Genomic DNA, 22,734 nt, shown 5'->3' with positions numbered 1-22,734 from the left:
GTCAGCGTCGCAGCTCGGCGACGAAGTCGTAATAGTCGTTGCGACAGTAGGTGTCGGTCAGCTCGATCGGGGTGTTGTCGTCGAGGTAGCCGATCCGGGTCATCAGCAGCATGGCGGTACCCGGTGCGATACCCACCTGGGCGGCCAGCTCGGCGTTGGCATTGATCGCGCGGATGTGCTGCAGGGCCCGGACTACCGGGCGACCGAGCTGGTCGAGGTGCTGGTAGAGCGAGTCGCCGATGGCTTGCGGATCGCCGAGCAGGCGGGCGGGCAGGGTGCTGATCTCCACGGCCATGACAATGTCGTCGGCCTTGCGCAGGCGCTTGAGACGGGCGACCTGGTCGCTGGGCGACAGGCTCAGGCGGATGAGTTCGTCGCTGCTCGGGGTGTCGATGCTGCGTTCCAGCCACTGCGAGCTGGGCACGAAGCCCTTGAGGCGGAGCATTTCGCTGAAGCTCGACAGACGTGACAGCGGCTGTTCGAGGCGTGGGGTGATGAAGGTGCCGGAACCCTGGATACGGCGGATCAGGCCTTGCTCGAGCAGTACTTCGAGGGCCTTGCGCGCGGTGACGCGGGAGATGTCCAGGGTTTCGCTCAGGGCCCGCTCCGAAGGCAGGGCCTGGTCGGCGCTCCATTGCCCGGCATGGATGGCCTGTTCCAGGTTGCGCGCCAGTTGCAGGTACAGCGGGGTAGCGCTGGTGTCGTCGGGGCGCAGGGCGGTTAGGGGGCGCATGGGCGGTGTCCGGTATTGTTGTTGCGTGGAAAATAATACCACTTCAATACCAGGTCAATACCACTTGTCTGCTCATGGATCTTGTCCCTGAGGCTGGGGCGCTTTGCGCCCCGCTCGCGACACAAGGTCGCTCCTACTCGATTGTGCGCTCCTTGCGGGGGAACGAAAGGGTTGCCAAAGATCTACGCCTCCCGCCGTACCAACCCGCAGGCCAGCAACCCGACTTCGAACAGCACCCACATCGGCACCGCCAGCATGGTCTGGGAAAACACATCCGGCGGCGTCAGGATCATCCCCACCACGAAGCACCCGACGATCACGTAGGGCCGGCTGCGACGCAGCGTTGCCACGTCGCTGAGCCCGGCCCAGACCACGATGACGGTCGCCACCGGGATCTCGAAGGCCAGGCCGAACGCCAGGAACAGCGCCAGGATGAAGTCCAGGTACAGGCCGATGTCGGTCATCATCGCCACCCCGTCCGGGGTCACGCTGGCAAAGAAGCCGAACATCATCGGGAACACCAGGAAGAAGGCGAAGGCCATGCCGCCGTAGAACAGCACGATGCTCGACAGCAGCAGTGGCAGGGCGATGCGCCGCTCGCGGCGATACAGGCCCGGGGCGATGAAGCCCCAGGCCTGGTGCAGCAGCAGTGGCATGGCGACGAACAGCGCGCACATCGCCGTCAGCTTGAACGGTGTGAGGAACGGCGAGGTGACGCTGGTGGCGATCATGCTGGCGCCTTCGGGCAGGAAGCGGCGCAACGGTTCGGAGATCTGCGTGTACAGCGTCTGGGCGAAGGGGAACAAGCCGGCGAACACCAGGGCGATGAGCAGCAAGCAGCGCACCAGGCGTTTGCGCAGGTCGCGCAGGTGTTCGGTCAGCGGCATGCGCCCAGGTGGGTCGAGGGCAACCGACATCAGGCGCGCTCCCTGGCAGGGGCGACCGGGATCGCGTCATTGACGGGGGCCGCCTCGAGCTGGATGCCCTGGCGGATTTCCTGCTCCAGGCGTTGCAGCGGCGCGGCGTCCAGGGCTGGCCTGTCGATCTCCTGCTGCACCTGGGCCTTCAATGCATTCATCGCCCGGCGCGCCTGGCCCAGCCCGCGGCCGAGGTTGCGCGCCGCTACCGGCAGGCGCTCAGGGCCGAGCACCAGCAGGGCGACGATGCCCACCAGCAACAGTTCGGAAAAGCCGACCTCGAACATCAGGCCTGACGGTCCGCAGGGCCGTTCAAGGGTTGCTGCTGCGCCTGGGCGCCGGTGTCCTCGGCCGTGCCGCCCATGGATTTGCGAAAGCCCTGGATCGCTTCGCCCACATCACTGCCCAGGCCTTTGAGGCGTTTGCTGCCGAACAGCAGGAAGACGATCATCAGCACGATTACCAATTGCCAGATTCCGATGCCACCCATGTAAGACACTCCTGTCAGGTCGTTGAAAAAAGGAAGGCCAATCCTGCCTTGCGCAGATGACGCGCACGTGACTGCCGCGCCTTTGCCATCTGCCTGCAACACGCACGGTGTTGACTGGCGCCCAGATCAATGGACAGGGATGTGGAAATGGCGGCCAGGCGACAACGGGGCGCGGCACTGCTGATGGTGCTGGTGGTGTTGGCGATGCTTGCCGGAGGGCTGGCCTGGCTGGTGGAAGATGGCCGACGCGAGGTCGACGAGGTACGTCTGCTACGCCAGCGGGTGCAGGTCCGGGCCATGGAGCAGGCTGGCCTGGCCTACGCCAGCCAGGCCCTGCGCGATCCGGCCTGGCGTGCCAGTCCGTTGTTCTGGCAGGCCTTGCGCGGACAGGCGCTGGACTATGACTTCGGCGCCGGCAAGGCGCAGTTGCGGGTGATCGACCAGCACAGTTGCTTCAACGTCAACGCGCTGCTGGGTGAGGATGGCGAACGTGCCGAGCGCCAGTTACGCCTGCTGCTGGGGGACGACATGGCGGCCGCGCGCCTGGTCGATGCCCTGGCTGACTGGCTCGACAGCGACAGCGATGCCCGTCTGCAAGGCGCCGAGAGCGCCCAGTACCTGCGGCAGAAACCACCGCGTCTGGCCGCCAACCAGGCGTTGCTCGATACCAGCGAACTGAACCTGTTGCTCGAGCCGGATGCCACTCGTCAGGCGCGTTATCCAATGCTTTGCGCCTTGCCGCAGACCAGTGGCTGGCGGCTGAACGCCAATGCGCTGGGGCTGGAGCACCTGCCGTTGCTGGAGGCGCTATACGAAGGGCGTTTTTCGCGTGCGTTGCTCAGCCGTATCGTCAGTGGCCGTCCGGCGGCAGGCTATGTCGATGCCGCAGCGCTGCGCCAGGCGTTGGGTGCGGTGGATGACGAGACGTTCGCCCGGCTGAGCGAAGGGTTGCTGCTCAACAGCGGGCACTTTCTGTTGCAACTGGCGTTCGAGGAAGAGGGCCGTACCTTGCGCAGCCAGTTCCAGATCGAGGCGCTGGGCGTGGTGCAATGGCATGCGCGGGTGCCAGCGCAGCAGGTGCGGGTGCGAGGGCGTGAGCCATTGGCCTGGTGAGGTCTTTTGCTGGTTGATGGAAGTTCGTTACGTGCTGTAGGACATGTTGGATGAGTCGCTCCCTTCAAGCTTGCTCCGTAACCTGGGACCAAGAGCAGTCTACTGATCCTGGAACACGTTGAGAGAAGCCGCCCCAAGGGGCGGCTTCTTCATTTCTGGCTTGTTCAGGCCGTGCCGATCTCGCCACCATCGTTGCGCTGAATGACCACGGTCGACGAGCGTGGGCGCACCGTGGTGCCGGTGGCGGTGACGTCGGTGGCCTTGTCGGTGGTCGGCCAGTTGTCCGGGTGCTGGATGTTGATGAACAGCGTCTTGTTGTCTGGCGTGAAGGTGATGCCGGTGACTTCGCAACCGTTCGGGCCGACAAAGAAGCGGCGCAGGTCCACCTGGTTGGTGGCGTTGATCGGTACCTGCTTGCCATTGGCGTCCACTAGGTCGGTGGGAATCACCGCCAGCAACTGGTCGTTGGTGTAGCTGGTCAGGGTGGCCTCGCTGTTGTCGGTCTCGAACCACAGCACGCCCCGGCTATCGAAGCTCATGCCGTCGGGGCTGGCGAACTGGTTCAGTTCGGTCAGGCCCGAGCGGTTGATATCCGGAGCGCCGGCTGCGTTGGCGCCGAATACGAAGATGTCCCAGGTAAAGGACTTGTGATCGGCGCTGTCGTGCCAGCGGATGATATGGCCATGGCGGTTAGGGCCGCGCGGGTTGGCGGCGTCGACCTTGGCCGGGGTGCGCGAGCTGTTGTTGGTCAGGGTCAGGTAGACATCGCCGTTGAGCGGGTTGACCGCAGTCCATTCGGGGCGGTCCATGGGCGTGGCGCCCACTGCGTCGGCGGCGCCGCGGGTGTTGATGATGATGCCCGGCAGATCGCCGTACAGCGCCCCCAGGGTGCTGCCTGCGCTGGTCGCGGTGTTGACGTCCAGCAGCAGCCACACGCCGCTGCCGTCGGCGTTGAAGCGAGCCACGTAGAGCTTGCCCTTGTCCAGGTACTTGGCGCCGGTGGCCAGGCGGTCGGCCGGGCTGGTATCGGCGGGGTCCCATACCGCGTCGGAGACGAACTTGTACAGGTATTCGTTGTTGGAGTCATCGCCGGTGTACCAGACCAGCGGCTTGCCGGCCACCGCCAGGCCCGGGCAGCAACCTTCGTGGCGGAAGCGGCCCAGGGCGGTGCGCTTCACGGCCAGGGTGGCGGCGTTGTATGGATCGATCTCGACGATGTAGCCGTAGGTGCTGGCTTCGTTGCGGTAGTCGGCGGTGGCGCTGGCGCCGCTCGGGGTGATGTTGAAACGGGCGAACTCGTCGGCCACCTCGCTGGCGTCGCCGGCGGCGCTTTCCCACTTGTACTGGCCGCTCGAGCCGCCGACGCCGATCCGGGTCTGGTCGGCCGGACGCACGCCCTTGTTGACGAAGATGCCCGGCCAGTTTTCCTCGCAGGTCAGGTAGGTGCCCCATGGGGTGTAGCCGTTGCCGCAGTTGTTGTTGGTGCCGCGGCACTGGGTGCCGGTGGGCGAGAACTTGGTCTTGACGTGGTCGGTGCCGCGCAGCGGGCCGGCGATATCCATCAGCGAGGCAGTGGTGAAGCGGCGGTTGAGCGGATCGTTCTGCACTACTTGCCAGCGGCCGTTGACCTTGCTCAGGCGCACCACGCCGGCGCCATGGGCGTTGATTTCCTTGCGCACTTCCTCGGCCGGGCGCTTGCCGCTGGCGTCGGTGGTCGGGCCGGCCGGGTGCAGGGCGGCGGTGTCGATGTACTCGAAGTTGATCGCCAGCAGGCCGTCGTCGGAACTGCCGTTGATGGGGAAGAAGTGCATGCCGTCATGGTGCATGCCCATGGCATTGGCCTGGTCGGCAGAGGTGTTGCTGCCATCGGCCTTCCAGGGATTGCCGAGGGCGGTCAGCGGAGTGCCCCAGGGGGCGATGACATAGGCGCTGTAGCCGGGGGCGACGACACAGGCGTCGGTGCGCGAGCCGGCGATGGAACTGAAGCCCAGCTTGAGTTTCGGTTTTTCCGGGTTGGTCACCGGGGGCTGGGGAGCCGGGTCCTTGTGGCTGGAGCCGCCGCCGCCATCGAAACAGGCGGTGAGGCCGGTGCCGGCGATCATCGCGATTGCCGCGCCGAGGCTGCCGCGCACCACGCTGCGACGGCTCAGGTAAGCGTCCATGACGCTGGCCATCGGCAGGTTGTGGCTGTGGTTCCGGTCCAGGTTATCGCCGGTGTCTCGACTCATCAGGGTGTCCTTTTATGCGGTGAGTTGAAGGAAACCGCGACTTTAGAACGCTAGTGTGATGATTGATTGGCAGAAATGTTAACGCGGGTTTAAAACGCAGCGTTCTTAAGTTTTCTTGTTACAGATTGTTTTGGAATTACCAGCGGTTTTCCGCCATCAAACTGTCACGCAAACGCCGCAATATCCGGGCCCAACATGAACTCGGGTTAAGGAAGGCGGGGGCGATGGGAAGCAGTGTAGGAAGGCGCGAGGTCATTCGCTGGATGGGCGTCGGTGCGTTGGCACCGCTGCTCGGCGCCTGTTCTGCGCTGCCGTCCTCCGCGGGCGGCGAGCACGGGTTGGACCTGCTGTACGTCGCCGATACCCTCGATGCCCGCCTGCCGGGCCAGGCGGTGGTGCCGGCCACGCGCCTGGGGCCGGTAAGTCACCTGGGACGAGCCCCCTGGATGAGTGGCGCGCATGCCAGCGCCGGGCAGCCGGAGCTGGCGCCATTGCTCGATGCCAGCCAGGCGGCGCAGGCGCGCCTGGGGGGGTATGCGGTATTGGCGGCGCTGCTCGAGCAACTGCGCACGGAGGCTGGCGCCGAGCGTTGCCTGACCCTGGAGAACGGCCAGTGCTGGAACGGCAGTGGCCTGGCCTACCTCACCCAGGGTGAGAGCGGGGTACAGGGCAGCCGGCTGTTGGGCAGCGAGGCGCGGGTCAGCAGCGATGAGCGGGTGCTGTGGCCGCAACGCAGCGCTGCGCTGTATCGCCAGTCTTCCTCTATTACCCTCGGCGCTGGATTGTCCGCGGGTCAGCGCGATGCGCTTGGCCTCGAGACCGTCAAACTGTTCCGCCGAGGGGGTGTGCGGGTCGCGGTGGTCGGTGTCACCGATCCCTATGCCCAGGACCAGAAGGCTTCGCTCAAACAGTGGTACGAGGCGTTGCTGCCGAGTTTCCGGCAAGCCCGTCGCGATGCCGACCTGGTGGTGGCGCTGGCGGATGTCGGCACCGGGCCAGGACTGTGGCTGGCCGAACGCGTTGCGGATATCGACGTACTGCTGTGCGCCCGAGGCCAGGACCTGTGGCCGGCCCCGGTGTCGGTCACCCAGGCCAGCGGACGGCAGGTGCCGGTGCTGTTCGCCGGTTGCCGGGGCAGCGGCGCGTTTCGTCTGCGCTGTCAGCAGGCGGCTGGGCAGTGGCGCTTCGAGGCGCGCTTCTTCCCAGCCTTCGAACACAGCCTCGGTCCGGCCGCGCAGGCCCGCGCCAGCCAATTGCGTGGGGTGCTGCAACAACAGCGCGGCGGCCATGCGACCTGGCTTGATCAACCCCTGGCTCGCGCCCCGGAGGCGTTGTGGCGTCGCGATACCCGTGGCGGCAGTTGGGACCGTCTGTTGCACCAGGCCCTGGCCGATGGCTCGGGCATGCCGGTACTGCTGCCAGGCCTGCGTTATGACTACCCGCTGGCGGCAGGCGAGCCGATCACCCGCGAACACCTGATCTGTCTGACCGGTGGCTACTCCGCGCCGGTGGTCGAAGCCCCTGCGCGCCAAGTCGAGCAGGTACTGGAGAACGCCGCCGAGCAATTGTTCGGCGATCCTCTGTTGCTGGACAACAGCCAGGACCTGCCGCGCTGGCAGGGTCAGGCCTGGCAGGTCAGCTATAGCCCCAGCGGCAAGCGCGTCGCGGGCCTGGAACCGGTGCAGGGGCTGTGTCGCACCTTCGCCGTGCAATTCGATGCCCAGGCCGGAGCGCCATTGTGGCAGACGGTCGAGGCCTGGCTGACCCAGCAGACAGCGGACTGGCGCCTGGCGCCGCTGCAAGTGCCGGTGGTGCGGCATGTCCAGGGCCATCCTGGCTGGCATCCACGCCAGGTGGCGGCGTGAACCTGCTGCCGCGCCTGGCCAATGGCTTGTTGCTGACCCTTGCCGGCTGGCTGGCGGCACAGTGCGTGCTGACCTTCGCCCGCCAACCCCAGCCGGCCAGTGCACCGGTGCAGCCGCGCAGCGCATTGCCCGGGCTGCTGGCCGGGCACTGGCAGGCGCCGGTGGACGACGGCAGCCTGCCGCTCACGCGCCTGCCACTGCAGTACCTGGGCGGGCTCAAGGCTCAACCGTTGGCGGCCAGCGTGGTAGTGCTGCGCCATGGCCAGCAGGTGCGCACGCTCGGCCGTGGCCAGCGCCTGGCACCGGGCATCGTGCTGCAGGACATCGACGCCCAGGGCCTGATTTTCGACAACCACGGGCGGCGCGAGCGTCTGCCCTGGCCGCCACGCCCTGCCGTGACCGGCTTCAAGCGTCAAGGATGAACGATGATTGCAAGGTATTGTCTGGCCGTGGTCCTGACCTTCGGCCTGTCCCTGGCCAGAGCGCAAGAGCCCGAAGAGGTGTTCGCCGACGATGGCACGCCGCTGTACGAGGTGAACTTCGTCGACACCGACCTGGGCGAGTTCATCGACAGCGTCTCGCGGATCACCGGCACCACCTTCATCGTCGACCCTCGGGTCACCGGCAAGGTCACCGTGCGCACGGTCGATCGGCATGACGCCGACGCCATCTACGACATCTTCCTTGCCCAGTTGCGCGCCCAGGGTTTTGCCACGGTCGACCTGCCCAATGGCAGCGTGAAGATCGTCCCGGACCAGGCCGCGCGTCTGGAGCCGGTGCCCGTGGAGCGCGCCGGCAAGCCTTCCGCTGCCAGCGATGGCGTGGCGACCCGGGTGTTCAACGTGCGCAATGCCGCCAGCGAGCAGATGCTCAACATCCTCAAGCCGCTGGTCGACCCGCGGGTCGGGGTGATCACGCCATACCCTGCGGCCAACCTGCTGGTGGTCACCGACTGGCGCAGCAACCTGGAGCGCATCGACAGCCTGCTGCGTCAGCTCGACCAGGTCAGCGACGAGCCGTTGCAGGTGATACCGCTCAAGCATGCCAGCGCCACCGACAGCGCCGGCCTGATCAACCGCTTGCTGGCCCGCGAGCAGGGCGCCGACAGCGCCCAGGTGGTCGCCGACCCGCGCAGCAATGCACTGCTGGTGCGCGGCAGCGCCGACAGCCGCGAGCGGGTGCGGGTGCTGCTGGCCCAGCTCGACCGTCCCGGCGACAGCCTGCGCAGCAGCAACACCCAGGTCATGTACCTGCGCCACGCCAGCGCCGCCGAAGTGGTCAAGGTCCTGCGCGGGCTGAGCCAGGGCGGCGCGGTGCCGAGCGAGGGGCGCGCAGGTGAGGGCAAGGACCAACCCTTGCAGCCGGCCAGCGATTCGGGCATCCGCCTCGAGTACGAGGAGGGCACCAACGCCGTGGTCATGGTGGGTCCGGACAGCGAGCTGGCCGCCTACCGCAGTATCGTCGAGCAGCTCGATATCCGGCGCGCCCAGGTGGTGGTCGAGGCGATCATCGCCGAAGTCTCCGACAGCAGCGCCCAGGAACTGGGCGTGCAGTGGCTGTTCGCCGACGAGAAGTTCGGCGCCGGTATCGTCAACTTCGGCGGCAACGGGGCGAACATCGGCAGCATCGCCGGCGCCGCCGGCAGCGGCGACACCGAGAAACTCGGCAAGCTGCTGTCGGCCACCACGGGCGCCACCGTGGGCCTGGGCCATATCGGCGGCGGTTTCAACTTCGCCATGCTGGTCAACGCACTCAAGGGCAAGAGCGGCTTCAACCTATTGTCGACGCCGACCCTGTTGACCCTGGACAACGCCGAGGCGTCGATCCTGGTCGGCCAGGAAGTGCCGTTCGTCACCGGCTCGATCACCCAGAACAACGCCAACCCCTACCAGACCATCGAGCGCAAGGAGGTGGGGGTGAAGCTGCGCATCAAGCCGCAGGTCAACATCGACAACAGCGTGCGTCTGGACATCGTCCAGGAGGTTTCGTCGATCGCCGAGTCCCGCACCGCCAGCGACGTGATCACCAACAAGCGCGAGATCCGCACCAAGGTGATGGTCGAGGACAACGGCCTGGTGATCCTCGGCGGCTTGATCAGCGACCAGTTGAATACTTCGAACCAGCGCGTGCCTTTGCTTGGCGATATCCCAGGGTTGGGCCGGCTGTTCCGTTCCGACGCGACCAAGAGCAGCAAGCAGAATCTGATGGTGTTCATCCGTCCGCGAATCCTGCGCGATGGCCAAAGCCTGGCCGACCTGAGCCAGCAGAAGTACCGCAGCCTGCAGCAGGACACCCCGCTCAAGCTGCCGACGGTGGCCGAAGGCGTGCCGTTGCTGCAGGCGTTTCCGGCCAGCCGGGCACGTCTTGAAGGCGGTGACTGGTGATGCTGGCCTATCGTCTGGCGCGCCACAGCGGCGTGGCCATGGCACCTGCCGAGGGAGGCTGGCAGCTGTGGCTGCGCGTCGATGCCGACAGTGACCAGTTGCAGGAACTGTTACGCGTGCACGGCCAGCCGCTGGCGGTCGAAGCGCTCGATGCCAACACGTTCGACGAGCGTCTCGGCCAGCTGTACCAGGCCGGCGAGGCGGCCACCGCGGCGTTGATCGAGGGCATTGGCGAGCAGGTCGACCTGGACAGCCTGATGAGCGAAATGCCGCGTATCGAGGACCTGCTGGAAAGCGACGACGAGGCGCCGGTGATCCGCCTGATCAACGGTCTGTTCGGCCAGGCCCTGCGCCTGCGGGCCTCGGATATCCATATCGAGACCTTCGAGCAGAGCCTGGTGGTGCGCCTGCGCATCGACGGCCACCTGCGCGAAGTGCTGCGCCCGCCGCGGGCGCTGTCGGCGATGCTGGTGTCGCGGATCAAGGTCATGGCCCGGCTGGATATCGCCGAGAAGCGCCAACCCCAGGATGGCCGTATCACCCTGCGCGCTGCCGGTCGCGAAGTGGATGTACGGGTCTCGACCCTGCCAGGCATCCATGGCGAGCGGGTGGTGATGCGCGTGCTCGACAAGCAGGCCAGCCTGCTGGCGCTGGACAATCTCGGCATGCCTGGCGCCGTGCTGCGTGGCTTGCGCGCCTGCCTGGCGCGACCCAACGGCATCGTGCTGGCCACCGGTCCCACCGGCTCGGGCAAGACCACCACGCTGTACGCCAGCCTCAACAGCCTCAACGACGGCAGCCGCAACATCCTGACTGTCGAGGACCCGGTGGAGTACGCCATCGCCGGTATCGGCCAGACCGCCATCAACCCGCGCGCCGGGCTGACCTTCGCCAGCGGCCTGCGGGCGATCCTGCGCCAGGACCCGGACGTGATCATGCTCGGCGAGATCCGTGACCAGGAGACCGCGCAGATCGCCGTGCAGGCCAGCCTTACCGGCCACCTGGTGCTGTCGACGCTGCACACCAACAGTGCCGTGGGCGCGGTGACGCGCCTGCGCGACATGGGCATCGAACCGTTTCTGATCGCCTCGTGCCTGCGTGGAGTGCTGGCCCAGCGCCTGGTGCGCCGCCTGTGCGCCTGCGCGCAGGCGCAGCCGTTGCAGTGTACCGAGCGCGCGCTGTGGCCGGAGCTGGATAGCCTGCGCGAGAGCTATCACCCGGTGGGCTGCGAACAATGCCAGGGCAGTGGCTATGTCGGGCGCCTGGGGTTGTACGAATTCATCGAGCTGGATGCCGGGTTGGTAGCCATGCTCTACGCCGGCGAAAGCGAGCTGGCCATGCAGGGCTACCTGGACGGTCGCCGGCAAAGCCTGGTGGCGATGGCCAGCGATTGCCTGGCGCGGGGCGAAACCAGCCTGGCCGAAGTGCTGCGCGTGGTGCAGGGCTGAACATGCCGACTTACCGCTACCAGGCCGTGGACCTTGCCGGTAAGGCGCACAAGGCCAGTGTGCAGGCTGAAAGCGAACGTCACGCCCGGCAGTTGCTGCGTGAGCAGGGGTTGTTCGCACGCAGTCTGCAACGGCATGACGACAAGCGTTCGCAGCCGCGGCGCCAGCGTCTCGGGCGTGCCCAGCTTTGCGAGCTGACACGCCAGCTGGCGACCCTGATCGGCGCCGGCATCCCGTTGGTGGATGCCCTGGCCACCCTCGAGCGGCAATTGCGCCAGCCGGCCCTGCACACCGTGCTGGTGAGCCTGCGCGGCTCGCTCGCCGAAGGCCTGGGCCTGGCCCGCAGCCTGGCTCGCCAGGGCGCGCCGTTCAGCGGACTGTACTGCGCGCTGGTCGAAGCCGGCGAGCGCTCGGGGCGCTTGGGCCAGGTGCTGGCGCGCCTGGCCGATCACCTCGAACAGGTGCAGCGCCAGCGCCACAAGGCGCGCACCGCGCTGATCTACCCGGCGGTGCTGATGGGGGTGTCGCTGGCGGTGGTGGTCGGCCTGATGACCTTCGTGGTGCCCAAGCTCACCGAGCAGTTCGCCCATTCCGGGCAGAGCCTGCCGTTCATCACCGCGCTGCTGATTGGCCTGAGCCAGGGGCTGGTGCAGGCCGGTCCCTGGTTGCTGGGTGGGGCGATCTTGCTCGCGGTATTGGGTGGCTGGCTGTTGCGCAAGCCGCACTGGTGCCTGCGTCGTGACGACCTGCTGTTGCGCCTGCCGCGTATCGGCGCGGTGCTGCAGGTGCTGGAGAGCGCGCGCCTGGCGCGCAGCCTGGCGATCCTCTGCGGCAGCGGCGTGGCCCTGCTCGAGGCGTTGCAGGTGGCCACCGAAACGGTCGGCAACCTGCGTATCCGCGCCGCCATGGGGCAGGTGCGCCAGCAGGTGGAGGGGGGCTCCAGCCTGCACCGGGCGCTGGACAACACCGGGGAATTTCCGCCGCTGCTGGTGAACATGGTCGGCAGTGGCGAGGCCAGCGGCACCCTGGCCGACATGCTCGAGCGGGTCGCCGACGACCAGGAGCGCGGTTTCGCTCGCCAGGTGGACACCGCCATGGCGCTGTTCGAACCGCTGATGATCCTGGTGATGGGCGCGGTGGTGCTGTTCATCGTGCTGGCGGTGCTGTTGCCGATCATGCAGCTCAACCAAGGATTGCAACTGTGACAAGGAGAACTTCGATGCAACAACGACACACTCGCCAGCGCGGCTTCACGCTGATGGAAATCATGGTGGTGATCTTCATCATCGGCCTGTTGATCGCCGTGGTCGCCCCTAGTGTGCTGGGCAACCAGGACAAGGCGATGAAGCAGAAGGTCATGGCCGACCTAGCTACCCTGGAGCAGGCGCTGGACATGTACCGCCTGGACAACCTGCGCTTCCCCAGCAACGAGCAGGGGCTGGCGGCCCTGGCGAAGCAGCCGACCGTCGAGCCGTTGCCGCGCAACTGGCGCAGCGATGGTTATATCCGCCGGTTGCCGGAGGACCCGTGGGGTTCGCCGTACCAGTACCGCATGCCCGGCGAGCATGGGCGGGTCGATGTGTATTCGCTGGGCGCCGATGGCCAGCCCGGTGGCGAGGGGCTGGATGCCGACCTGGGCAACTGGGCGCTTTGAGTTGACGAGGTTGGTCTTGGGCGCGCGTTCGCCGGGCAGGGCGGGTGTTCAACGTGGCTTCAGCCTGCTCGAGCTGTTGGTGGTGCTGGCCATTGCCGGGCTGATGACCGGCCTGGCAGTGGCCTGGCTGGACAGCGGCAAGGCCAGCGCCGACCAGGCCCTCGAGCGCCTCGCGGCCGTCACCGTGGCCCAGGCGGGCCTGGCGCGTCATGCCGGGCAGTTGCGCGGACTGCGCTGGAACGGCCAGCGGCCTGAGTTCGTGCGCCGCCAGGGCGAGCAGTGGATGGTCGAGCCGGTCGCCCTGGGGGAATGGCCAAAGGACCTGCGCCCCGATTGGCCAGCCAGTCGTACGCCTGCGCTGTTGTTCACCCCCGACGGCTGGGCGCAGCCGGGCGCTGTACGTTGGCACTGGGCCAATGGCGGCCAGGCCTGGCGCTGGGATCGTGATGGTCACCTGCGAGTGGACAACCGGCCATGAGGCGGCGGCAACAGGGCTTCACCTTGCTGGAGGTGAGCGTGGCCCTGGCCATCGCCGCGGTACTGGCGGTGATCACCAGCCAGGTCCTGCGCCAGCGCCTGGCAGTGCAGCACAGCGTGCAACAGCATCGCCTCGGCGTGCTTTGCGCCCGCGAGTTGCAGGCGCGCTTCGTGGTCGAGCAGTTCTGGCCGGTGACTGACCAGGCCAGTGGCCTGCTGGCCGAGGGCGACCAGGCGTGCCACTGGCACCTGCAATTGCGTGGTACCGGCGTGCGCGACCTGCGCCGTGGCGAGTTGCTGTTGTTCGCCGACCGTGACCAGCGCCTGCCGCTGGGGCAGTACACGGTCTTCCTGGAGCGACCATGAGGCGGCGGGCAGAGGCGGGGATGACGCTGATCGAGCTGATGGTGGCACTGGCCCTGACGGTGTTGCTCGGCTTGTTGCTGGCGGCCTTGGTCAACGGTTGGCTCAAGGTGCGCGAGCGCCTCGATAGGCAGGCCCCTGAAACCGGTGTGGCCGACTTCTGCCTGGCGCTGGAGCGGCGCTTCGACAGCCCGGTGCTGCGCCGTCTCTACGAGCAACGCCTGCCTTTGGCGGTACGTTGGCTCGACTGGCAGCCCGATCGTCAGCAGTTGTCGTGGGTGGCCGCAGCCGCCTGGCCCCAGGCCGAGGGTGGCTCACGCCTGCAGCGCCAGCGCCTGCGTTTCGACGCACGCGAGCAACGGCTGTTACTGGAAACCTCCGCCGACCTGTATGCCGCCGAGGCGCCGCACTGGGTGATGCGCGAGCAACTGGCACGGGTCAGCGCGCTGAACATTCTCTACCACCAGTCCGACCGTTGGCTGGCCTGGCCTTCCGATCAACCGGCGCACCCCGGGCGTGGTGTGCGCGTGGAGTTCGTGCGTGATGGAGCACCTTATGTCTGTACCTTCGTTCTACCCTGGGGGCGTTCATGAAGCTTGAATGGCGGCGTCGCAAGCCACGCCGGCCCTGGCTGCTGGTACGGCCAGGGCCGGCGTGGGACTGGTTGCTGCTGGCGCAGGACCGACCGCTGCGCCAGGGCCAGGGCCGTCCGCCTGCGGACCTCGAGGCGCGAGTGGCGCTGATCGTGCCGGGCGAGGCCTGCAGTCATTTCCAGGTGGCTGCGCCGCCCGGGCTCAAGCGCGAGGAGTGGCCCTTGCTGCTCGAGGATCGGCTGTTGCAGGACGCCGACCAGCTATTCTGCGCCTGCATCGAACGCACGCCTGGACAATTACGTCTGCTGGTGGTGGCCCGGGCGCAGCTCGAGTCCTGGCAGGCGCAGTGCGCGGAGTGGGCATTGCCGCTGGAGCGCTGCTGGGCGGAGTTGCAGTTGCTGCCTACCCCCGCGACGGGCGATAGCTGGCGCTGGCAGCGGGGTGGGCAGACGTTGTGCCTGGGGCGTGACGAGCAGGGCCATGTTCATTGGTTGGCATGGCCGCAGGCGCTGGGGGCGCCGCCGGCGCAGACCTGGCAGACCGGCACGTCGATACCGCTCGATGCTGCCTGGCCGCATACCGTGACGGCGCTGGATGGCTTGCCGGGACTGTTCGAGGCCCGTCGTGCCCGCGCCTTGCCGCTGTTGGCACCCTCGCAGCGGCGCCTGGTGGTGGCTTGCCTGGTGCTGGCCACCGTCTGGGCTGGGGCGTGGCTGAGCCTGCAGTGGCGCCAGGCGCAGCTCTACCGTGAGCAGGTGCAGGCGGTGACTGGGCCTCAGGCCACGCCAGGCCTGGCAGCTCAGGCATTACGCCGTTTGCGTGATTTCAGCGCCGAGCGGCAGTTGCGCCTGCGACAGTTGGAAAGCGGACAGGCCCAGTTGCAGGCATGGCTGGACGAGCACCCGGGTTGGCGTTTGCGCAGTGCGCACTTCGATGGTCAGCGTTGGCGGCTGGAGCTGGAAGGCAGCGGCGATACGCCGCCCTGGCAGGCGATGGCGACGACGATGGGGGGGCAAGTGCATGTCGAGGATGGCGCGCGCAGTGCGATATTCGACCTGGAGGCGGCATGAATCCGTTGTGGTGGCAGCGTAACCGCCTGCCGCTGGCCTGGGGCTTGGTGGTGGCGTTGATGCTATTGCTGGCAGTGCGCGAGGGGCTTGGCTACTGGCAGGTGCTGGGGCAATGGCAGGCGTTGGCACAGTCCACGGTGCAACTGGATGCCAGGCCGCCGCTTGGCCTCGAGCGCTTGCACCAGACGGCCCAGGCCCGGCGAATCCAGCTGTTGGACGTGCAGCCTGAGGGACAGGCTTGGCAGGTGCGTGGCCAGGTGGCGGATGCCCATGACCTGCAAGCCTGGCTGCAAGTGCTGGACGAAGAGGGCGCGCAACCTTTGCAGTGGGGACTGGAGCGAACCGACCAGGGCTTGCGCTTCGATGCCAGGGTGCGGCCATGAGCCGTCGTCACACCGTCTGGTTGGGGCTGGTGTTCGGTTTGTGCCTGTTGGCCGAGCTGCCGGCCGTCTGGCTGGCACGTGGGTTGGGAGTACCAGCCGAAGGCGTCGTCGGCAGCCTATGGCAGGGCCAGGCCACGCGTCTCGGGCCAGTAGGCCACCTGCGCTGGGAACTCAGCCCGTGGCGTCTCCAGGCGCAGGCCTGGCTGGACTTCCAGGGACAGGGGTGGCAGGTCAGCCTCGCGGGCTGGCCTTGGCGCTGGCAAGGTGAGCTTGTGGCACTGGGCGCACGCCCTGCCTTCGACCAGGGCTATCGCCTGGTTGGCCTGTGGCAGGGCAGCCTGCGTGTCACCGGCAGCGGTGGCTATTGTCGCCAATCCGAAGGGCGCCTGGTGGTAGAGGACCTGGCGCTGGTCGAGCCTTGGTCGCTGGGGCTGGGAAGAGGCGTGCTGGAAATGAACTGCCCGGTGGGTTGGCAGTTGGTGGGTGAGCTGGGGCTGGCGCAGCAGCATCAGATGCGGCTGGATGTCGATCTGGTGGGGCGACGGGCCAGGCTAGACCTCCAGGTCCAGCCTGAGGCGGCTCTCACGCCGGTGTTGCGTGGCGCGCAGTGGTTGGGTGAGCAGGCGTTGGAGGGACAGCGGGAGATACGCTGGTGACTGCCAATAGGCAGGATGAGCTCATTGCACCTGCCCTTTAACTCAGCATTCAGGCTGGTGCACCGGTTCTTTCGCGAGCATGTCGCGAAAGAACCGGTGGTGTGCTAGTCGATGCTCGCCGCCCACTGTTCCTGACGATAATGACCGCTGCCTTTGACCAGGCCGAGTATGTTCACCCAGTTTTCCCCGTCCGCGGCGCCTTTTTCCGAGTTGCCTTTGACATAGGCGGGTATCAGGTCCAATACCGAGTTGGACAGGTCGACCGATGCTGCTGCGCGGTAGTCGTTGCCGCTGAGTGACTGGGTCGTCACGCTGCTAGCGCCATGGCGGATGCTACCGTTGGCGGCGGTCAGCTTCGCGCCGACCAGGTGAACACCGCCAGCAACCTTCAGGTCGATACCATCGCGTCCGTCGAGCGCGGCCTGATGGGCAACGGTGTCACGTTTCTCGCGCAGGACATGGATCTGGGGGTAGCGATAGTTGTTCGGCTGGTGCTTGGTCAGCTCCTTGAGTCGCTCTTTGGCCTCCTTGCCCCATGGGCCGGCGAAGGCGCCTACAGCGTTTGCCCAGCCCTGGGGATTGTTCTGGTGGCTGGCGCGGATATCGGTACCGACGATCCAGGTGCCGACGTTGTCCTGACGGCTTTCGACATGCAGATCACCCTTTATCCGACCGGTGATCAGATTGGCTTCCAGGCGAGCACCTTGCAGGTGGGCATCGCCGCCGCTCTCCAGTTCGAGGGATTGGGCCTTGAGCGTGTTGGCGTTCCAGGTTTGATTCTGGCGCTGGTCAACCTCGACCTTGATCCGGATGAATGCGCCCGAGGTTTCAGTCTTGCCCTTGTGGTCGAGGCCGCCAAGGCCTACGGTGGCGTCCCAGGTGTCCCGCTGTTCCTGATTGGACGAAGACTGGATGCGTATACCGCCACGCAGTGCCTGCAGACTCAAGTGGTTGGCCGAAGCCTGGAGTCCCTCCAGATCAAGGGCCAGCACGCCACTGGCCTGGCTTGCCAGGGTCATGTTGGCCGTCGTCTGGAACTTGGCATCCACGGCCCAGCGATCATTCTCGTCGACCTTGCCGCCACCCAGGTGGCCACCGATGCCCAGGCCATGGGTATTACCTTTCTTGCGGCCCAGCTCTGCACCTGCGTCCAGCCGCTCGCCGGTTGCCTTGTGGGTGTTGCTGGCGCTGGAAACCTTCAAGGCACCGCCGCTATGGAGGTTGATCTCGCCGGTCCCGCTGCCCTCACTGCCGATACGCGTGCCTACATGCGATTGATCGCCGAGGCTGCTCAGCAGGATTTCACCTTTGCCATCGACCTGGGCGACACGCGCCGAGGTTTGCGTCTCTTCACGACTCGTCTGGTCGAAGTAGCCGCGGAACTCGGCATTTTTCTCCCCCGGCTTGTTACCGAACTTGAGTCGGGCCTTGGCATCTCGTGAGCCGGCAAGCAGGTGGTTGCTGTCCGTGGCCTGGGTCAGCGACAAGCTGCCGTCAGTGCGCAGCAATACGCTGCCCTCGCCCCCGTCGATTCGGGTGCCTTCGTACTGGCCATCGCCTTGCAACCGGATGTCCACGCCTTGCTGGCCACGCAGAAGGCCGACGACCGCACGGGTGAGCGTTGCCACCTTTTCCCGGTAGCCACCCTTGCCTGCGCCTCGGACACCGATGTCCTCACCGGTGGTGGTATCGATGCGGATGTCACCATCGCCCGCCAGGTTTTCCACGGTATGCACATTGCGACTTTGAGCCGCCTGCATGTGGTGCTGCCGGGCATCGATTTTCAATTTGCCGGCGCTGGCCGTCCAGGCGGTGCCCTGATCGTCGATGACATCGGCCTTGACATCGATCGAGGCCCCGCTGAGTTCACTGATCCGGGCCGTCCCTATCAACCGGGGTTCGCGACGTTCGTTATGACGGACTGTCAGGTCGGCACCAAAGCTGGGCGGGCTGAGGGCATCGTGCAGTGCGTCTTGCTGGAAGCGGTCGGCGGGCTTGCCGTCGGCAATTTCAAGGAAGGGCTTGGTCAACCCCGCGTATTCCACGCTGACCCCGGCACCGATACGCCAGCTGTCGTTCGCGCTCTGTTGAACCTCAGTATCCGTCATGGCGCGGTTGTCGATATGGCCTGAAGTGATCTTGAGGTTCCCGTCCGCGTTGATACGGCTGGCTTCGGTGATCAGGCTTGCGCTCTTGATCGTCACGTCACCTTTGGCCAGCAACTCGCTACCCTGGGTTCTGTTGCCTCGGCGGCTCGATATTTCGGTTTCGTCCGTCAACCCGTAGGAGTGGCCTATTCGGTCGACACCGGCGGTAAAGGCCAACTCCACGCCGCGCTCATGGACATGGGTGGACTCATTGCTGAAGTGCTGAGCAGCCCCCAGGCTGACCTGGCTACCTTCCAGGTCGAGGTTGCCAGTCCTGGCTTGCAGCTTGGCGCCATCGGTCTGCAACAGCCCTTTACTGTTCAGGCTGACCGAGCCGCCTTCGATGACACTGGCGGTTGAAGTTTTTTCACGCGTTGCCATGGTTTTCTCTGGGGTGACCAGGCCGGCGAAGGCTTCCCACTGGCGCGAGCCAGGCTTGCCATCCTGCGCTTTCAGGGTTTCACGAATTCCGGCAGTGAACTCCTTGCTCGAGGAGTTGCTGACGCTGTCGCGAAATGACTCGGTGCTGTCGAGGAACAGGTTGCCCTCTGACTTCAGGCTCAGTTGCCTGCCTGACTTGAGTTCGCTGCCATGGATGCGGAGTTCGTCTGCGCTGGAGAGGCGCAGGTCACCGCCGGCATGAATCGAGCTATGTTGTGCCAACTGCTTGGTGACATGGCTTTTCTGCGTGCTGCCCAGAGCGCCCAGTAGGCGCTTGCTTGTTTTCGAATGGGTGGATTCTTCGCGAGTCCGAGCAGCCTCCACCAGCAACGGCCCCTGGCTGCTTTCAAGCAGGGTGTCGTCACCGCTGGTCAGGTGGCTGCCCTTGAGCGTGATCTGCCCAGCCTTCACGCCCAGGGTTCGGGCGGTGACGTGGCTGGAGGCAGCATTCCATTGCTGCTGCTGGTCCGGGGCATTGTCAATGTGCTTGTCTCGGGTCCAGTGCTGCGTCTTCTCCATCAGACCCTGGTGCTCTATCGTGGCCTTTTCAGCATTGACTTGCAGATGGCCATAGCTTTTAAGCTGGCTTGCGCGGGCTGTGAACGTTCCGGCAGTGGCGATCTGCAGGTCGTTGGCGACCAGCCGGCTTCCTACCGCACTTTGCCTTTGGTAGCTGCTGCGCTGGTTGTCGCGCCAGATTTCGTCGTACTCACTTTGGGGCTCATGACCCCATTCGTTCTTGATCCCTGCCGTAATCGTCAGGTCAGCGCCGCTTTCCAGCCGTAGGGCGTCACCGGCCGTCAGCCTTGCTGCTGTCAGCTCCATGCCCTGCCCTGAGCGTAGCGTAGTGCCATCGCTGCTGCGCAAGGTGGTGATTTCGAACTGGTCGGCGGTGCTTTGACGTTCCGTGGCGTTGTAGCGATCGGTCTCTGTCCTGTCGTGCATGCGCTGCTGCTTGACCGCCGCGTCCACGAACAGGTTCTTGCCGGCCTGGACGGAGATCTGTCTGGCATGTCCATCGACGGCACGCAGGTGCAGGTCATCGGCGGCCTTGAAGCGTAATGTGCCCTGTTCGCTCTTGAATACCACCGGACGGTCATGTTCACCGACGATGTCCAGCCTGCCTGCCGACTCGATGCTCATGCCTTTGTCTGCACTGACCCAGGTCGGTCCCATGCGCACGCCTGCCCCCTCGGCGGTGCTGCGGATACGGATGCGTCCTGCATGCATGGCGCCGAGCAGGTTGGCATCGATGGTTGCCGGTAGGCCGGGGCGATGTTCGAGAATTCTGCCATTGTGCTGGTCGATGACGTTGCGCCCAACCACGATATCCAGATGCTCCTTGGCTTTCAGATAGCCCTCGCTGTGCAGGCGTGGCGCGATCAGGCGCAGGGCACCTTCGGCGTTGGCCTGGCCAACGGACAGCACCTGAAGGTCGCCGTGGGCTGACAGGGTATCGAGGCGCTGGAGCTTTCCGTCCTCGATACCAGGTGTGCCGACGAGGAACGTCGCGTTGGCGGTATTGATGAAGCTACCGCCGTTGAGGGTGATGCCATTGGGGTTGGCCAGCAGGTAGTCGGCTTTCTGGCCGAAAATTTCCTGCGGGCCCTCGATCCGCGAGGCATTGCGGCTGACCACTTCATTGAGGATGGTCGAGGCAGCCTGCCCCTGGAATTGTGGATTGGCGGCCAGTTGGCCAGCCAGTTGCGATGAGCCGGCCTGCAGGGCGTTGTTCAGCACCAGGCCTTGTCGATCGACGTTGTAGTCGAGGAACTGGTTGTGGGACAGGCCATTGGCGTTGGGTGCGGCGATGTTGATCACTGGCACGCCATGACCATGGTCGATGATCGGGGTGCCGCCAGGACCGGCTTGGGCTTGCAGGGGAAACTGCGCCTGTACCTGGCTGGTGCCCAGCAGGGCGAGGAAAATCGCCCAGCGCAGGTTGTCCGGCCTGGCCGGGGAGCGGGAGAGGTTGGATGGGGGCATGGTAATGATCTCGGTTTGGATGGGACGGGGTTTCAGATGGAGAGGGTCCATTCCATGACCCAGAAGCCTTCTTCGAGGGATTTGCTTGGGCGGTCGCTGGCATGCAGTGGCCGCTGGTAATCGAGGCGCAGCCGGCTTTGCGGCAGGCTCAGTTCGATACCTGTCGAGGTTCCGGCCAGGCGTTGCGAGGGACTGTTGCGCGTAAAGCGGGTCCAGCCCAGGTCGAGCCCGAAGGTCGGGCGTACTTGCAGGGGCGCTGCCCAGCTCAGTGGCAGCGGCTGGCTGAGGGTGTTGCGCCACACGGCGGCATTGGCCCCGGCCACGTTGTGCTGGCGAAAGCCGCGTACTGCGGTGTGGTCGGTGAGCTGCAACTGCTCGACGGCCGGCAGCAGGTCGCGGCTGTACTGCAGGGCCAGTTCGCTTTGCCAGCGCCAGGGCTGTTGCGCAGGCCCCTGGCGCAGGTGCAGCAGGTTGGCGCGGTACTTGATGAAGTCCGGACGTGGCGTTCGGGCGCCTGGTACGGGGCGGTCTGCGCCGAACCAGTCCAGGCCTTGGCTGATGCCCAGGTAGGCGTTCCACAGGCCGTGGTCGAGCCACAGCAGGTTGAGTCCGGCCTCCACGCTGGAGAGCGTCGGACTCTGCAGGGCGATGAGTGTGCTGCCTATACGGTTGGCCAGTTGCTTGCGGTCCAGTCGTGCGCTGGCGCTGAGCATGCCGTGCTGGTTGCGCCAGAGCACGCGCTCGGCGCCAAGTCCCAAGGTATTGCTCTGGCCATTGCTGATCAGGCGGGTTTGCGGGATCGGGGCGCGGTAGCGCATCTGGCTGGCATTGAGGCTGAAGGTCCAGGGGCCGTAGGGAAGGCTGTAGTGCAGGCTTGCACCCTGGCTGTTTCCAGGGGCATCGAACACGGTTGACACCAGCCAGAGGCGCAGTTCGTCGTTCAAGCCCAGCGGGCTGTCCAGGCCCAGCCCCAGGCTCAGGCGGTGACGGCCAGTCAGGCTGCTGCCGCGGTTATCGAGCCGGCTGTCGAGGTGCCAGGGGCTGTCGATCCGCCGCGGCTCGAGGATCACTCGCGTGCCGCCTTGCCGTTCACCAGGGTGAAGCTCGATACCCAGGTCGTAGGCCCGTAGCCGATTGAGCTGGTCGAGTCCTTGCTCGATATCGGGCAGGTGCAAGGTATTGCCCAGCACGTCGGGAAAGGCACCGTGCAGTGACAGGGGCAGGTCGGCCCCCACCAGTTCGATCGACTCGACGAAACCTTCGATGATGATGATGTCGAGCGGCGTGCCGTTTTCGGGGTGGCGAGCGAGGTAGGGGCGGCTGGTGGGGTAGCCGGCCTCCACGTAGCGCTGTGTCAGGCCCCTGAGCAGCCGTTCGATGTCGGCGATATCCATGCAGGGGCGGGCGAACGCCTGGACCGCCGGTTGCAGTTGTTGCATTCCGAGCTTGTGGTTGCCGGCCAGCCGTATTTCGCTGATGGCCCAGCAACGTGCGTCCGGTTCGCTTGCGACCTGGTCGTCATCACGGGTATCGAGGGGGGGAAGGTGCTGCCAGCGTTCGAGCTGCTGCAATTGTTCCTGCTGGCGCAACATCTGCTGTTGTTCACGTAGCTGCTGGCTGGCGGGATCGGCCCTGAGGTCGCTCAACGACAACAGCGTGAAAGCGGTGCACAGGAGAAACCAATGGGAGGTGCCCCAGGATGGCATCGAGTAACCTCGCAAAATGATGTAGGAAGCGTGAAAGGGCGTGCGAGAACTCTAAAAAAAAGCCATTCAATTGGATGTGT

Annotated in this window: 20 protein-coding genes; 13 read left to right on the top strand and 7 right to left on the bottom strand. The window is 65.9% G+C overall.

Going from position 1 to position 22,734, the window contains the following annotated elements:
• Nucleotide 1: 1 nt before the first annotated feature.
• The 4 genes from F3J43_RS04395 to tatA all read right to left on the bottom strand — a co-directional run bounded on the left by F3J43_RS04395 (nt 2) and on the right by tatA (nt 2,140).
• Entirely contained in the window at nt 2–733 is a 732-nt protein-coding gene (locus F3J43_RS04395) for a GntR family transcriptional regulator (protein ID WP_166883596.1), read from the bottom strand.
• 182 nt (nt 734–915) lie between these two features.
• On the bottom strand, nt 916–1,650 hold the full coding sequence (gene tatC, locus F3J43_RS04390; RefSeq protein ID WP_166883595.1) for a twin-arginine translocase subunit TatC: 735 nt from the start codon (nt 1,648–1,650) through the stop codon (nt 916–918).
• Nucleotides 1,650–1,937, bottom strand: coding sequence for a Sec-independent protein translocase protein TatB (gene tatB / locus F3J43_RS04385; RefSeq protein WP_166883594.1), 288 nt, complete (start codon nt 1,935–1,937; stop codon nt 1,650–1,652). The genes tatC and tatB overlap by 1 nt, the downstream gene beginning before the upstream one ends.
• A complete protein-coding gene (tatA, locus tag F3J43_RS04380; RefSeq protein WP_166883593.1) occupies nt 1,937–2,140 on the bottom strand; it encodes a twin-arginine translocase TatA/TatE family subunit in 204 nt (67 codons plus the stop codon). The genes tatB and tatA overlap by 1 nt, the downstream gene beginning before the upstream one ends.
• Before the next feature lie 129 nt (nt 2,141–2,269).
• Between tatA and gspK the strand changes: the two genes are divergently transcribed.
• The gene (gene gspK, locus F3J43_RS04375; RefSeq protein ID WP_205297614.1) at nt 2,270–3,253 is read left to right on the top strand and encodes a type II secretion system minor pseudopilin GspK; all 984 of its coding nucleotides are present in this window, start codon (nt 2,270–2,272) and stop codon (nt 3,251–3,253) included.
• A gap of 164 nt (nt 3,254–3,417) precedes the next feature.
• Here gspK and F3J43_RS04370 read toward each other — a convergent pair whose 3' ends face one another.
• Nucleotides 3,418–5,481: a PhoX family protein gene (locus tag F3J43_RS04370; protein WP_166883592.1), complete on the bottom strand. Its 2,064-nt coding sequence runs from the start codon at nt 5,479–5,481 to the stop codon at nt 3,418–3,420.
• A gap of 224 nt (nt 5,482–5,705) precedes the next feature.
• On the opposite strand from F3J43_RS04370, the gene F3J43_RS04365 reads away from it, so the two are divergent.
• Genes F3J43_RS04365 through F3J43_RS04310 form a run of 12 tightly spaced genes read left to right on the top strand, consistent with a single transcriptional unit; the run spans nt 5,706 to nt 16,374 of the window.
• On the top strand, nt 5,706–7,346 hold the full coding sequence (locus F3J43_RS04365) for a bifunctional UDP-sugar hydrolase/5'-nucleotidase (protein WP_166883591.1): 1,641 nt from the start codon (nt 5,706–5,708) through the stop codon (nt 7,344–7,346).
• Nucleotides 7,343–7,768: a pilus assembly protein PilZ gene (locus tag F3J43_RS04360; protein ID WP_166883590.1), complete on the top strand. Its 426-nt coding sequence runs from the start codon at nt 7,343–7,345 to the stop codon at nt 7,766–7,768. Before F3J43_RS04365 ends, F3J43_RS04360 begins: the two co-directional genes overlap by 4 nt.
• A 3-nt stretch (nt 7,769–7,771) precedes the next feature.
• Complete coding sequence (gspD, locus tag F3J43_RS04355) at nt 7,772–9,730, top strand: type II secretion system secretin GspD (RefSeq protein WP_166883589.1); 1,959 nt, start codon at nt 7,772–7,774, stop codon at nt 9,728–9,730.
• Nucleotides 9,730–11,178: a GspE/PulE family protein gene (locus tag F3J43_RS04350; RefSeq protein ID WP_166883588.1), complete on the top strand. Its 1,449-nt coding sequence runs from the start codon at nt 9,730–9,732 to the stop codon at nt 11,176–11,178. Before gspD ends, F3J43_RS04350 begins: the two co-directional genes overlap by 1 nt.
• 2 nt (nt 11,179–11,180) lie before the next feature.
• Nucleotides 11,181–12,383: a type II secretion system inner membrane protein GspF gene (gspF, locus tag F3J43_RS04345; RefSeq protein WP_166883587.1), complete on the top strand. Its 1,203-nt coding sequence runs from the start codon at nt 11,181–11,183 to the stop codon at nt 12,381–12,383.
• A gap of 14 nt (nt 12,384–12,397) precedes the next feature.
• Nucleotides 12,398–12,832, top strand: coding sequence for a type II secretion system major pseudopilin GspG (gspG, locus tag F3J43_RS04340; RefSeq protein ID WP_166883586.1), 435 nt, complete (start codon nt 12,398–12,400; stop codon nt 12,830–12,832).
• A 16-nt stretch (nt 12,833–12,848) separates the two neighbouring features.
• On the top strand, nt 12,849–13,310 hold the full coding sequence (gene gspH, locus F3J43_RS04335; RefSeq protein WP_205297613.1) for a type II secretion system minor pseudopilin GspH: 462 nt from the start codon (nt 12,849–12,851) through the stop codon (nt 13,308–13,310).
• Nucleotides 13,307–13,675, top strand: coding sequence for a type II secretion system protein GspI (locus tag F3J43_RS04330; protein ID WP_166883584.1), 369 nt, complete (start codon nt 13,307–13,309; stop codon nt 13,673–13,675). Before gspH ends, F3J43_RS04330 begins: the two co-directional genes overlap by 4 nt.
• Nucleotides 13,672–14,265: a prepilin-type N-terminal cleavage/methylation domain-containing protein gene (locus tag F3J43_RS04325; RefSeq protein ID WP_166883583.1), complete on the top strand. Its 594-nt coding sequence runs from the start codon at nt 13,672–13,674 to the stop codon at nt 14,263–14,265. Before F3J43_RS04330 ends, F3J43_RS04325 begins: the two co-directional genes overlap by 4 nt.
• Nucleotides 14,262–15,335 carry a type II secretion system protein GspL gene (gene gspL, locus F3J43_RS04320; protein WP_166883582.1) on the top strand — a complete coding sequence of 358 codons (1,074 nt, stop codon included), beginning with the start codon at nt 14,262–14,264 and terminating at the stop codon, nt 15,333–15,335. The genes F3J43_RS04325 and gspL overlap by 4 nt, the downstream gene beginning before the upstream one ends.
• Nucleotides 15,332–15,718, top strand: a complete 387-nt coding sequence (gene gspM / locus F3J43_RS04315) for a type II secretion system protein GspM (protein ID WP_166883581.1) — start codon at nt 15,332–15,334, stop codon at nt 15,716–15,718. Before gspL ends, gspM begins: the two co-directional genes overlap by 4 nt.
• Nucleotides 15,715–16,374, top strand: coding sequence for a type II secretion system protein N (locus F3J43_RS04310; RefSeq protein WP_166883580.1), 660 nt, complete (start codon nt 15,715–15,717; stop codon nt 16,372–16,374). Before gspM ends, F3J43_RS04310 begins: the two co-directional genes overlap by 4 nt.
• A gap of 104 nt (nt 16,375–16,478) precedes the next feature.
• Here the strand turns inward: F3J43_RS04310 and F3J43_RS04305 are convergent, their stop codons facing one another.
• A complete protein-coding gene (locus F3J43_RS04305; protein ID WP_166883579.1) occupies nt 16,479–20,948 on the bottom strand; it encodes a hemagglutinin repeat-containing protein in 4,470 nt (1,489 codons plus the stop codon).
• Between the two features lie 32 nt (nt 20,949–20,980).
• On the bottom strand, nt 20,981–22,594 hold the full coding sequence (locus tag F3J43_RS04300; RefSeq protein ID WP_205297612.1) for a ShlB/FhaC/HecB family hemolysin secretion/activation protein: 1,614 nt from the start codon (nt 22,592–22,594) through the stop codon (nt 20,981–20,983).
• Nucleotides 22,595–22,734 lie beyond the last annotated feature (140 nt).

Origin of the sequence: Pantoea sp. Cy-639 (genome assembly GCF_011752525.1) — a bacterium.
Taxonomy (GTDB): Bacteria; Pseudomonadota; Gammaproteobacteria; order Pseudomonadales; family Pseudomonadaceae; genus Aquipseudomonas.
This window is presented reverse-complemented; position numbering and strand designations above follow the sequence as displayed.

What these genes read in the sequence shown, in the direction of transcription:
- F3J43_RS04395 (WP_166883596.1), bottom strand. Translation starts at nt 733, where the DNA reads ATGCGCCCCCTAACCGCCCTGCGCCCCGACGACACCAGCGCTACCCCG.
- tatC (WP_166883595.1), bottom strand. Translation starts at nt 1,650, where the DNA reads ATGTCGGTTGCCCTCGACCCACCTGGGCGCATGCCGCTGACCGAACAC.
- tatB (WP_166883594.1), bottom strand. Translation starts at nt 1,937, where the DNA reads ATGTTCGAGGTCGGCTTTTCCGAACTGTTGCTGGTGGGCATCGTCGCC.
- tatA (WP_166883593.1), bottom strand. Translation starts at nt 2,140, where the DNA reads ATGGGTGGCATCGGAATCTGGCAATTGGTAATCGTGCTGATGATCGTC.
- gspK (WP_205297614.1), top strand. Translation starts at nt 2,270, where the DNA reads ATGGACAGGGATGTGGAAATGGCGGCCAGGCGACAACGGGGCGCGGCA.
- F3J43_RS04370 (WP_166883592.1), bottom strand. Translation starts at nt 5,481, where the DNA reads ATGAGTCGAGACACCGGCGATAACCTGGACCGGAACCACAGCCACAAC.
- F3J43_RS04365 (WP_166883591.1), top strand. Translation starts at nt 5,706, where the DNA reads ATGGGAAGCAGTGTAGGAAGGCGCGAGGTCATTCGCTGGATGGGCGTC.
- gspD (WP_166883589.1), top strand. Translation starts at nt 7,772, where the DNA reads ATGATTGCAAGGTATTGTCTGGCCGTGGTCCTGACCTTCGGCCTGTCC.
- F3J43_RS04350 (WP_166883588.1), top strand. Translation starts at nt 9,730, where the DNA reads ATGCTGGCCTATCGTCTGGCGCGCCACAGCGGCGTGGCCATGGCACCT.
- gspF (WP_166883587.1), top strand. Translation starts at nt 11,181, where the DNA reads ATGCCGACTTACCGCTACCAGGCCGTGGACCTTGCCGGTAAGGCGCAC.
- gspG (WP_166883586.1), top strand. Translation starts at nt 12,398, where the DNA reads ATGCAACAACGACACACTCGCCAGCGCGGCTTCACGCTGATGGAAATC.
- F3J43_RS04330 (WP_166883584.1), top strand. Translation starts at nt 13,307, where the DNA reads ATGAGGCGGCGGCAACAGGGCTTCACCTTGCTGGAGGTGAGCGTGGCC.
- F3J43_RS04325 (WP_166883583.1), top strand. Translation starts at nt 13,672, where the DNA reads ATGAGGCGGCGGGCAGAGGCGGGGATGACGCTGATCGAGCTGATGGTG.
- gspL (WP_166883582.1), top strand. Translation starts at nt 14,262, where the DNA reads ATGAAGCTTGAATGGCGGCGTCGCAAGCCACGCCGGCCCTGGCTGCTG.
- gspM (WP_166883581.1), top strand. Translation starts at nt 15,332, where the DNA reads ATGAATCCGTTGTGGTGGCAGCGTAACCGCCTGCCGCTGGCCTGGGGC.
- F3J43_RS04310 (WP_166883580.1), top strand. Translation starts at nt 15,715, where the DNA reads ATGAGCCGTCGTCACACCGTCTGGTTGGGGCTGGTGTTCGGTTTGTGC.
- F3J43_RS04305 (WP_166883579.1), bottom strand. Translation starts at nt 20,948, where the DNA reads ATGCCCCCATCCAACCTCTCCCGCTCCCCGGCCAGGCCGGACAACCTG.